The sequence below is a fragment of the Bradyrhizobium sp. Leo170 genome (assembly GCF_004296405.1).
Lineage (GTDB): Bacteria > Pseudomonadota > Alphaproteobacteria > Rhizobiales > Xanthobacteraceae > Bradyrhizobium.
The window spans coordinates 1-10798 of record NZ_PSRR01000301.1; the positions used below are offsets into that span (position 1 = coordinate 1).

Sequence of the window (10798 nt, forward strand, 5' to 3'; positions counted from 1 at the left end):
GCGGGAAGGCCTGCCGGCGGGCGGCGGCAAACCGGCGCGCGTGCGGCGGCTTGATCCCGGCAGGATTTTGGCGACAAGGTGAGAACAATCCATGCGCGAAGGAATCAATGTGAGACTACCGGGCGGCGACCATCTTCAGGCTCGCAACGACTTGGCGTGGGCGATCAGCGTCGGCGGCATCGGCATCGTGATGTTCGCGGCGCTGCTCGCGCTCGCCTGGCAATATGCGGCGACGCTGTTCCTGATCTTCGCCGGGGTCCTGCTCGGCGTAGCTCTCAACGCCCTCACCAACCTGCTCGGCCATGGCGTCAAGCTGCCCCATGCGCTTCGGCTGACCATCGTCTGTCTGGCGCTGGCGGCGCTGCTGTCGGGCGTCGTCTTCCCGGCGGGGCCACCATCGCCGAGCAGGCTTCCGCGCTCAGCGACACCATCAAGTCGCAACTGGTGAACGTGAAGTCCTTCCTCGAGAGCCACGGTATCGACACCAGCTACCTCGATTTCAGCAACCAGGCCGCCGCACCGACCGACTCGTCGACGCCGACGACCCCAGGCGCCGCGGCGACCCATAGTCTTCCGAGCGCCGGAGCGCTCGCATCCAGCGGCGGCGCGATCATCAGCCAGACCCTCAAGGTGCTGCTCGGCACTGTCAGCGCGGTCGGCAACTTCTTCATCGTGATGTTTCTCGGGCTTGCGTTTGCCACCCAGCCCAGCATCTACCGCGCCGGGCTGTTGTTCGTGATGCCGGCCAGGCACCGCGAGCAAGCCACCATCATCGTCGACCGCATCGGCGACACGCTGGAGCGCTGGCTGATCGCCCAGATCATCACCATGGGCGCGGTGTTCTTCGTCACCTGGATCGGGCTCTCGATCATCGGCATCCAGAGTTCGTTCATCCTGGGCATCCAGGCCGGCCTGCTCGCCTTCATTCCGACGGTGGGCGCGATCCTGGGCGGATTGATCGTGGTGCTCGCGAGCCTTGCCTCGGGCTGGATCGCAGCGCTCTCCGCCTTCGTGCTATTCCTCGGCGTGCACGCGATGGAGAGCTACGTGCTGACCCCGATCATCCAGCGGCAGGCGCTGGATATTCCGCCTGCCACGCTGTTTGCGTTCCAGATCCTGCTCGGGGTGGTGTTCGGCGTCTGGGGGCTCGCGCTTGCGCTCCCCTTGATGGCGATCGCCAAGGTGATGATCGACCACTTCAAGGCCGAGGAGCCGCCGGTGGCGGCGTGAGGTGGCCTCAGGCCGTCACGACGATCTCGGTGTGCTCGACCTCCGGCGGCGCGGCAAAGAACGGCCCGACCAGGGCGCGCCAGGCGGCGAAGTCTTCCGAGCCGCGGAAATCGACGGTGTGGTTTTCGAGCGTCTCCCACTTCGCAACCAGCCGGTAGCGCGACGGCTTCTCGATCGACTTGTGCAATTCGAACCCCTTGCCGCCCTTGGCGCGCAGAAACAGCGGCCGCGCCTTCTCCACTGCGGCTTCGAAATCCTTCTCGCTGCCGGGCTTGACGTCGATAAGTGCAATTTCGGTGACCATTGGGCTTCTCCCTGGAAAGGGCCCGTCTCTAGCCCAGTCTATGGAAAAGAAAAAGGCGCCTCGCGGCGCCCTCACCGATACGGGATGTCCCGTTACCTAATTGAACACGAGCACCGTGCCGAGGATCATCAGCGCGATGCCCAGGAACATCAGCATTGGCCAGGGGCTGCGCGGGCGGCCGTAGCGGCCTTGGGCGCGGCGCTCGGCGATCAGCGCGGTCTCGTATTCAGCCGAGCTCGAGAACAGGCAGGCGAACCCGCCGCGGGCGGTGGCGGCGGCAGCTTCGAGCGACAGCAAGGCGGATTGAGCGTTGTGAAGGCGGGTCGATTCCATGGCCGGAATGATAGGAATCGAATGGTAAATGAAATCCTACCAACATCGCTCAAATCGCTCTCACGCCGCGATCGGCGTCTCGCGCGCCTGCGGTGCGAGACCAGCAGTCTTGCGCCGCCAGTTCTCCAGCGACAGCGGCAACTCTTCCGCGGCCTCGACGCGGTTGCGGCCGCCGCGCTTGGCCTGGTAGAGCGCGGTGTCGGCGGCCGCCAGCAGCACCTCGAGCTCGGTGCCCGCCGGCCCGCCGGCAACACCGATGCTCACGGTGGTGTCGACGGAGCCTTCGTCGCAGACGATGCCCGAGGCCTGGAAGCACTCGCGCACGCGCTCGGCGGCGATCACGCCCTCCTCCAGCGAGCACGGCAGCAGCGCCGCGAATTCCTCGCCGCCAATGCGGCCGGAGAGATCGCTGATGCGGAGGTTGTTGACGACGACGGCCGAGAACAATTTCAGGATCTCGTCGCCGGCGGGATGGCCGAAGCGGTCGTTGATCGATTTGAAGTGGTCGATATCGAAGATCATCACCGTCACCGGACGGCCGGCATTGGCCTCGCGCTCGATCACCCGCGTGCAGGCCTCGGCAAAGCCGCGGCGGTTGAACATGCCGGTCAGGGGATCCATCGAAGCCGCCGTCTTGTGCGCGGTCACCTCGCGGTCCGATACCAGCATGAAGATCACGAAGACGGTGCCGATCGCATAGAGGATGAGCTCGACCGAGAACACCGTCACCCAGGTGCTGTTGCCGAACGCCGCATCATGCGGGCGCAGGAAACTGCCGACCAAAATCGGCAGCAGCAGCACGCAGCCGTGCAGCACGGGCACCGCGAGTGCGGGCCAGCGCCGCTGCGTCGCGCGCCGCCGCTCGCGCCACAATTCGGCTGCCGTGAGGCATGCGTAGATCGCGATGATGGCAGCGCCGATGGTCAGCTTCAGCGTAGGCAGCTCAGGTGGCAAGGCCAGCGCGGCGCCGACCCATCCGATCGCGCCGAGCACGAGACCGGCGATATTCGGCTTGCGGCCATGAAACACGCGTGCCGCGTTCCACACCACGCCGCAGGCAATGAAGCCCGCTGCATTCAGCGCCAGCGAGGCGATTTCGCCAAGCATCGAGCCCGCGATGGTCGATGCCGCCACCGCGGCCGCGCCGAGGAGATACGCGCTGCCCCACCACTTCAACGCCGGAATCTTCTCCTGATTGCCGAAGAACAACAGCATGGCGCCGAGCATTCCGGCCACCATCGTGGCAAACAGATAAAGCGTCGAAATATCGAACGACATGAGCCCCGCCTGGTGCGTGTGATGAAAGCGTGTGATGCCACGTTCTCAAGGGCGCGATCCGAAAAGGATAGCGCGCCGTTAATGCTGCTCAGGCTATGCGTGGCGTGTTGGCAATCCGTTTGCGTGCACACAAAAGTTTTCGGGAAAAACTGCGACAATTGATGTGCAAAGGCGCAGCAAAAAGGGCGCCTCGCGGCGCCCTTCGCAATTGGTGCAAATTGTAGTGAAGCGGTTAGCGCTTCGAGAACTGGAACGACTTGCGCGCCTTGGCGCGGCCGTACTTCTTGCGCTCGACCGTACGCGAGTCGCGGGTGAGGAAGCCGCCCTTCTTCAGGACACCGCGCAATTCCGGCTCGAAATTGGTCAGCGCCTTGGAGAGGCCGTGGCGTACCGCACCGGCCTGGCCGGACAGGCCGCCGCCGGTGACCGTGCAGATCACGTCATACTGGCCGGCGCGGGCGGCGGCGACCAGCGGCTGCTGGATCATCATCCGCAGCACCGCACGGGCGAAATAGACTTCGACGTCGCGGGTGTTGACGGAGATCTTGCCGGAGCCCGGCTTGACCCAGACGCGAGCAACCGCGTCCTTGCGCTTGCCGGTGGCGTAAGCGCGGCCGTACTTGTCGATCTTCTTCACATATTTCGGCGCCTCGGGAGCCGCCGGCTTGAGCTGCGCAAGCTGATCGAGAGACTGCATGGTATCGGACATCTTATGCGGCCCTCATGTTCTTGCGGTTCTGCGAGGCGAAATCGATCTTCTCAGGGTTCTGCGCTTCGTGCGGATGCTCGGCGCCGGGATAGACGCGCAGATTGCCCATCTGCATACGGCCGAGCGGGCCGCGCGGGATCATGCGCTCGATGGCCTTCTCGACCACGCGCTCCGGGAAACGACCCTCGAGGATCTGCTTCGCGCTGCGCTCCTTGATGCCGCCGATATAGCCGGTGTGCTTGTGATAGACCTTCTGGTCGCGCTTGCGACCGGTCAGCACGACATGGGCGGCGTTGACGATGATGACGTTGTCGCCGCAATCGACATGCGGCGTGTAGGTGGGCAGGTGCTTGCCGCGCAGGCGCATCGCGACCATGGTGGCGAGCCGGCCGACGACCACGCCCTTGGCGTCGATCACGACCCACTTCTTCTGCACCTCGGCGGGCTTGGCCGAAAAGGTTTTCATGTGAGCTGTCCGTGGAAAAGAGTTTTCGGCGCAAGACGCTGCGCCGGATTGGCGGCTTTCTAGAGAAGCGAATGAAATTCGTCAACGCCGACCGGAGCGATTTATTCCAGTTAAAACAATACCTTAAAAATAAGGTGCAATAATACCTTCAGAAACTCTATTTATTTGGAATGGAATAGGTCGCCGTCACATGCGCTATCGGATCCGGAGAATCGCCCGAAAGCAGGTTGACCTCCCCGACCGCCAGCCGCTTGCCGAGCTTCAGCAGCCTACCCGCCGCCAGCACGTCCCGCCCCGGCTGGCCCTTACGGAGGAAATTGATGTTGAGATTGGTGGTGACCGCCAGGCCAACCGGGCCGATTGCCGATAGCACCACCACATACATCGCGAAATCGGCCAGCGCCATCAGCGTCGGGCCTGAAACCGTGCCGCCCGGCCGTAGCATCCGCTCGCTGTAGCGCTGGCGCAGAAGGCAGGTCTCGCCGTCGGCGCTCTCGATGACGACCTCGTTCCCGCTGAACGCCTGGGGAAACTCCTCGCGCAGGAACTTCTCCAGTTCAGCCACGCTCATTTTCGCCGGTGCCATGCCGTCCCCGCCCTCGATTCAGTCCGCGTGTTACATTAAGTTGCGGCCAAGCCTTAATTGATCAAAAGCCTTAGTGGAAATCTGGAGATGCCCCAAGCCGCCCGTGCCGTTGCGCCGCAATCGCAGATCCTCCTGCGCGAGCAGGTAGGCAGCATCGCGGTGCTGACGCTCAACCGCCCCGCCGCACGCAACAGCCTCTCCGAAGGCCTGATCGCCGAGCTGCATGGCGCGCTCAAGGAGATTCGTGACGACCGAGCCGTGCGCGGCGTGGTCATTGCCGCCAACGGTCCTGCCTTCTCGGCCGGCCACGACATGAAGGAACTCACCGCGCGCCGCAGCGATGCCGATCGCGGCCGAGCCTATTTCGCAGAGATCATGAATGCCTGCAGCGCGATGATGCAGGCGGTCGTGCACCTGCCGAAGCCCGTGGTCGCCTCCGTCCAGGGCATTGCGACCGCCGCCGGCTGCCAGTTGGCTGCGAGCTGCGATCTCGCGGTCGCCTCTGAGAATGCGGCCTTCGCGACACCCGGCGTCGATATCGGCCTGTTCTGCTCGACGCCGATGGTGGCGCTGTCGCGCAATGTCCCGCGCAAGCAGGCCATGGAGATGCTGCTCACGGGCGAGCCGATTTCGGCCACGACCGCGCAGGCCATCGGCCTCATCAACCGCGTGGTGCCTGCCGGCACCGAACGCGAGGCCGCGATTGCGCTGGCGCAAAAAGTGGCGCTGAAATCCGCCTATACTGTGAAACTCGGCAAGGAAGCGTTCTACCGCCAGGCCGAGATGACCCTCGCGGACGCCTATCGCTACGCCGCCGAGGTGATGACCGAAAACATGATGGCGCGCGACGCCGAGGAAGGCATCGGCGCCTTCATCGAGAAGCGCGAGCCGAAATGGCAGGATAGATAGTTCCCGTCATTGCGAGCGAAGCGAAGCAATCCATCTCTCCGCTTGCTGAAGCGTGGATTGCTTCGTCGCTTCGCTCCTCGCAATGACGTACTCGACATATGGACTAGATGAAGACTAGCGATGAACCACGACACCTACCCCGACAATTACATCCGCAGCATCCTCAACAGCGTCAAGTCGATCGCGATGGTCGGCGCTTCGCCGATCAATGTGCGGCCGAGCTATTTCGCGTTCAAATACCTGGCGGAGCGCGGCTACGACATGATCCCGGTTAATCCCGGCCATGTCGGCAAGGGCCTGCTCGGTAAGCCCTTCGTCGCGTCGCTCGCCGACATCGGACGTCCGATCGACATGGTCGACATCTTTCGCAACTCGAGCCACATCATGCCGGTTGTCGAGGAGGCGCTCAGGCTGTCGCCATTGCCGAAGGTGATCTGGATGCAGCTCGGCGCGCGTGATGATGCAGCCGCGGCAAAGGCCGAAGCTGTTGGCATCAAGGTCGTCATGAACCGCTGCCCGAAAATCGAATACGGCCGGCTGTCGTCGGAGATTTCCTGGATGGGCGTCAATTCGCGGACGCTGAGCTCGAAGCGCGCGCCGATGCCGACGCAGGGCATGCGGCTGTCACTCAATCGGATGAGCGTCGGCGGCGGCGAAACGGCGGCTTCCGATCGCGCCGCGAAAAACAAGACCGAACTTTCGTAATGCAATCGCGAAACGTTCGTTTCGATATCGCGGCATAACGAAGCACGGACTTTCCAACACCAGAGGCGACGACGAACTCGCCTTGACGACCGACGCGGGTGCCCTCAGCATGCCGCGCATTTTATTTCCGATCCAAACACAGGACACTCAGAATGACCGATCGCCTTCCGGGATTTTCGACCCTCGCCGTGCATGCCGGTGCGCAGCCCGATCCCACCACCGGCGCGCGGGCGACGCCGATCTATCAGACGACGTCATTCGTGTTCAACGACGCCGACCACGCGGCCTCATTGTTCGGCCTGCAGTCGTTCGGCAACATCTATACCCGCATCGGCAACCCGACCAATGCGGTGCTGGAGGAGCGCGTCGCCGCACTCGAAGGCGGCACCGCGGCGCTTGCGGTCGCCTCGGGACACGCCGCACAGGTCGTGGTGCTGCAGCAGTTGATGAAGCCCGGCGACGAGATCATCGCCGCGCGAAAACTCTATGGCGGCTCGATCAACCAGTTCACCCACGCCTTCAAGAGCTTTGGCTGGAACGTCGCCTGGGCCGATCCGGACGAGATCGAAAGCTTCGAGCGCGCGGTGACGCCGCACACCAAGGCGATCTTCATCGAATCGATCGCCAATCCCTCCGGCAGCGTCACCGATATCGAGGCGATCGCTGCGGTGGCGCGCAAGGCCGGCGTGCCGCTGATCGTCGACAACACGCTGGCAACGCCATATCTGATCAAGCCGATCGACCACGGCGCCGACATCGTCGTGCACTCGCTGACCAAGTTCCTGGGCGGCCACGGCAACTCGCTCGGCGGCGTCATCGTCGATGCCGGCACCTTCGACTGGTCGAAAGACAACAAATATCCGATGCTGAGCGAGCCGCGGCCGGAATATCACGGCATCAAGATCCAGGAGACGTTCGGCAATTTCGCCTTCGCGATCGCCTGCCGCGTGCTCGGCTTGCGCGATCTCGGCCCGGCGCTGTCGCCGTTCAACGCCTTCATGATCCTGACCGGCATCGAGACGCTGCCGCTGCGCATGCAGAAGCATTGCGACAACGCGAAAGCGGTCGCGGAATTCCTGGCCGGCCATCCCGCGGTGGCGTCGGTGAATTACGCGGGGCTACCCAGCGACAAGTACAACAATCTTGCGCGCAAATATGCGCCGAAAGGCGCGGGCGCCGTGTTCACCTTCAGCCTCAAGGGCGGCTATGACGCCGGCGTCAACCTGGTGTCGAACCTGAGATTGTTCTCGCACCTCGCCAATGTCGGCGATACCCGCTCGCTGGTGATCCACCCGGCCTCCACCACCCACAGCCAGCTCGACGATGCCGCGAAGATCAAGTCTGGCGCAGCCCCGGACGTGGTTCGGCTTTCGATCGGCATCGAGGACAAGGACGACCTGATCGCCGACCTCGATCAGGCGCTGAGGGCTTGATCGCGCGCGACGCAAAATGACGCGGTCGTCATGCCCGGGCTTGTCCCGGGCATCCACCCCTTTGCGAACATGCAAGTCTCCTGGATGGCCGGGACAAGCGCGGCCATGACGGCCAAGCCATTTCATCTGATGTCGCGGGCCTCTCATTAACGGTCATTCCGCTATAAGGTGGCATTCTGTCGCCCTCTCGATTCGGAGACGACGATGCTGCGCCCGATATTGTTCTCTTCGATCGCCCTGTTTGCGATTGATGCCGCCGTTGCCGCCGATGGCCCGGTTGCAACCAAGCGCGCGGCCTACCGCGCCGCCCGCCAACTGCCGCCCGGCCTGCCGCGCCCGCACTACAAGTACCGGACGTCAGTGACGTCGGCCCCCTATGTCCGCCGCGGTCGCCAGATCGTCGTAGCGGAACAGGATCCGGACGTGCTGTTCACGCCGGCCGCCGTGGTGCCTTACGTGCCGTTCGTCAATGGCGAGCCGATCCTGCCGGGCTCGTCGAGCCTGCCCGGCTATTACGGCAATCACTTCTCCTATAGCTATGACGGTCCGTATTATGGGGGGCCCTACTACGGCGGTCCCTACTGGAATCGCCTGCCGTACGCCTGCGGCGTTTACGGCTATTGCTAGCCGCGACAGGACATCCGCGTGGCAAAGGCACCGCGAAAAGCCGAAACATCGATCGACGCGACCACCGCTGACCTCGTCGCCGTCCTGGTCGCGGTGACCGAGGGCGAGCCCAAGATCATGACGATCGCGACCGCGCTGCCGAGCGGTCCGTTCCAGTTCGGGCACCGCTCGCTGCAGACCGGCCTGCGAGCCTGGGTCGAGGCGCAGACCGGACACCCGCTCGGCTATGTCGAGCAGCTCTATACCTTCGCCGACCACGGGCGCACCGGCGACGCCAGGGCGCCGCATCGCATCTCGATCAGCTATCTGGGTCTCACCCGCGAGGACCAGGTCAGGGAGGATTCCCAGGCTCATTGGTCCGGTTGGTATGAGTATTTCCCGTGGGAAGATCATCGCGCCGGAACCCCGCCCCTGATCGCAAAGATCGTGGCGCCCAAGCTGCGCGCCTGGGCAAAATCGGCGGAGAGCACCTCCGTGCAGAAGGCCCGCTCGCAGCGCGCCGCCATCACCTTCGGCCTCGATGACCGCGCATGGAATGAGGAACTGGTGCTGCAGCGTTACGAGCTGCTCTACGAGGCCTCCCTGATCCCCGAAGCGGTTCGGGACAAGCGCGCCGGAGAAGCCGCAGTGCCCGGCCGCGCCATGATATCGGATCATCGCCGCATTCTGGCCACCGGCATCGCGCGGCTGCGTGCCAAGATCAAATACCGGCCGGTCGTCTTCGAACTGATGCCGGCCGAATTCACCCTGCTGCAACTGCAACGCAGTGTTGAGGCCCTTGCAGGCCGCACTGTGCACAAACAGAATTTTCGGCGCCTGATCGAGCAGCAGGAACTCGTTGAAGAAACAGGCGCAATGGCCGCCGAGACGGTCGGCCGCCCCGCCAAGCTGTTCCGCTTCCGTCACGGTGTTGTGGCCGAACGGGCCGTCGCCGGCACCAAGCTCCCGCTCTCGCGCTCTTGACTTCCATTATGCTCAGGATAAGTATAATACGAAATATACTCAAGGAGAGCATAAATGGCTGCCACCTCATCCGGTGCGCTCGCGCGCACCGCGCCGCTCTATGACCGCGTCAAACGCGTAATCCCGCCGTTCGAATGGGCGACTTTCGCCGATGACGTCGACGCCATCCTCGACCTCAAGCGCAAGCGCAACGCCGTGGTGCTGGCGCACAACTATCAGACGCCGGAAATCTTCCATGGCGTCGCCGATATCGTCGGCGACAGCCTCATGCTCGCGCGCGAGGCGACCAAGGTCGATGCCGATATCATCGTGCTCGCCGGCGTGCACTTCATGGCCGAGACGGCCAAGCTGCTCAATCCCGCGAAGACCGTGCTGATCCCCGACCTCGAGGCCGGCTGCTCGCTCGCGGAGTCCATCACGGCAGCCGATGTACGGCTGATGCGCGAGCGCTATCCAGGCGCTCCCATCGTCACCTATGTCAATACATCGGCCGCTGTCAAAGCGGAGTCCGACATCTGCTGCACCTCGGGCAACGCGCTCGCGGTCGTGCAATCGCTCGGCGCCGCGCACGTCATCATGCTGCCGGACGAATATCTGGCGCAGAACATCGCCGCGCAGACGAAGGTCAAGATCACGGCCTGGAAGGGCCATTGCGAAGTGCATGAGCTGTTCAATGCCGAAGATGTGCGCCAGCTTCGCGAGAATCATCCCGGCGTCACCATTCTGGCGCATCCGGAGTGCCCGCCCGAGGTGGTGGCGGAGGCTGATTTCTCGGGCTCCACCGCAGCCATGTCCGGCTTTGTCGGCAAGGAGCATCCGGCGCGCGTAGTGCTCCTGACGGAATGCTCGATGAGCGATAACGTCGCGGTGCTCCATCCCGACGTCGAGTTCATCCGCCCCTGCAATCTCTGCCCGCACATGAAGCGGATCACGCTCAAGAACATCCGCCATGCGCTCAAGACCAATGAGCACGAGGTCACGATCGACCCTGGTATCGCCGACCGCGCGCGGCGTTCCGTCGAAAGGATGCTGGCGCTATGAGTACGGATGTTTCAGCCTTGGCCGGCCAACCGGTGATCATCGGCGGCGGCGCCGCGGGATTGATGACGGCCCTGCAGCTTGCGCCCGCACCGGTCGTGCTGCTGTCGAAATCGCCGCTCGGGGCGGAGGCCTCCAGCATGTGGGCGCAAGGCGGGCTCGCAGCCGCGGTCGGCGAGGACGACACCCCCTGCCTTGCATCTGCAGGACACCATCG

12 protein-coding genes and 2 pseudogenes are annotated in these 10798 nt (G+C 63.8%); 8 read left to right on the top strand and 6 right to left on the bottom strand.

Going from position 1 to position 10798, the window contains the following annotated elements:
* Positions 1–91: 91 nt before the first annotated feature.
* Positions 92–1230: pseudogene (locus CWO89_RS33930) on the top strand (AI-2E family transporter).
* A gap of 7 nt (positions 1231–1237) precedes the next feature.
* Here the strand turns inward: CWO89_RS33930 and CWO89_RS33935 are convergent.
* The 6 genes from CWO89_RS33935 to CWO89_RS33960 form a co-directional block, all read right to left on the bottom strand.
* On the bottom strand, positions 1238–1534 hold the full coding sequence (locus tag CWO89_RS33935) for an antibiotic biosynthesis monooxygenase family protein (RefSeq protein WP_028162832.1): 297 nt from the start codon (positions 1532–1534) through the stop codon (positions 1238–1240).
* A 96-nt stretch (positions 1535–1630) separates the two neighbouring features.
* Complete coding sequence (locus CWO89_RS33940; RefSeq protein WP_130582825.1) at positions 1631–1867, bottom strand: hypothetical protein; 237 nt, start codon at positions 1865–1867, stop codon at positions 1631–1633.
* Between the two features lie 60 nt (positions 1868–1927).
* Positions 1928–3145: a GGDEF domain-containing protein gene (locus tag CWO89_RS33945; protein ID WP_130582826.1), complete on the bottom strand. Its 1218-nt coding sequence runs from the start codon at positions 3143–3145 to the stop codon at positions 1928–1930.
* Between the two features lie 232 nt (positions 3146–3377).
* Positions 3378–3854 (bottom strand): 30S ribosomal protein S9, encoded by a 477-nt coding sequence (rpsI, locus tag CWO89_RS33950; protein ID WP_130582827.1) that lies wholly within the window; start codon positions 3852–3854, stop codon positions 3378–3380.
* A 1-nt stretch (position 3855) separates the two neighbouring features.
* Positions 3856–4320, bottom strand: a complete 465-nt coding sequence (gene rplM / locus CWO89_RS33955) for a 50S ribosomal protein L13 (protein ID WP_130582828.1) — start codon at positions 4318–4320, stop codon at positions 3856–3858.
* Positions 4321–4477: 157 nt separating this feature from the next.
* Positions 4478–4906: a PaaI family thioesterase gene (locus CWO89_RS33960; RefSeq protein ID WP_130582829.1), complete on the bottom strand. Its 429-nt coding sequence runs from the start codon at positions 4904–4906 to the stop codon at positions 4478–4480.
* 87 nt (positions 4907–4993) lie between these two features.
* Here CWO89_RS33960 and CWO89_RS33965 point away from each other — a divergent pair, with 87 nt between their 5' ends.
* The 7 genes and pseudogenes from CWO89_RS33965 to CWO89_RS33995 form a co-directional block, all read left to right on the top strand.
* Complete coding sequence (locus tag CWO89_RS33965; RefSeq protein WP_130582830.1) at positions 4994–5815, top strand: enoyl-CoA hydratase; 822 nt, start codon at positions 4994–4996, stop codon at positions 5813–5815.
* A gap of 120 nt (positions 5816–5935) precedes the next feature.
* Positions 5936–6520: a CoA-binding protein gene (locus CWO89_RS33970; RefSeq protein WP_130582831.1), complete on the top strand. Its 585-nt coding sequence runs from the start codon at positions 5936–5938 to the stop codon at positions 6518–6520.
* 152 nt (positions 6521–6672) lie between these two features.
* Positions 6673–7953 carry an O-acetylhomoserine aminocarboxypropyltransferase gene (locus CWO89_RS33975; RefSeq protein ID WP_130582832.1) on the top strand — a complete coding sequence of 427 codons (1281 nt, stop codon included), beginning with the start codon at positions 6673–6675 and terminating at the stop codon, positions 7951–7953.
* 204 nt (positions 7954–8157) lie between these two features.
* Complete coding sequence (locus CWO89_RS33980; protein WP_130582833.1) at positions 8158–8580, top strand: hypothetical protein; 423 nt, start codon at positions 8158–8160, stop codon at positions 8578–8580.
* A gap of 18 nt (positions 8581–8598) precedes the next feature.
* Entirely contained in the window at positions 8599–9543 is a 945-nt protein-coding gene (locus CWO89_RS33985; RefSeq protein ID WP_130582834.1) for an NUDIX hydrolase, read from the top strand.
* Between the two features lie 54 nt (positions 9544–9597).
* Positions 9598–10584: a quinolinate synthase NadA gene (gene nadA / locus CWO89_RS33990; RefSeq protein ID WP_130582835.1), complete on the top strand. Its 987-nt coding sequence runs from the start codon at positions 9598–9600 to the stop codon at positions 10582–10584.
* Positions 10581–10798: pseudogene (locus tag CWO89_RS33995) on the top strand (FAD-dependent oxidoreductase); the annotation flags it as partial. The gene nadA and the pseudogene CWO89_RS33995, both read left to right, overlap by 4 nt.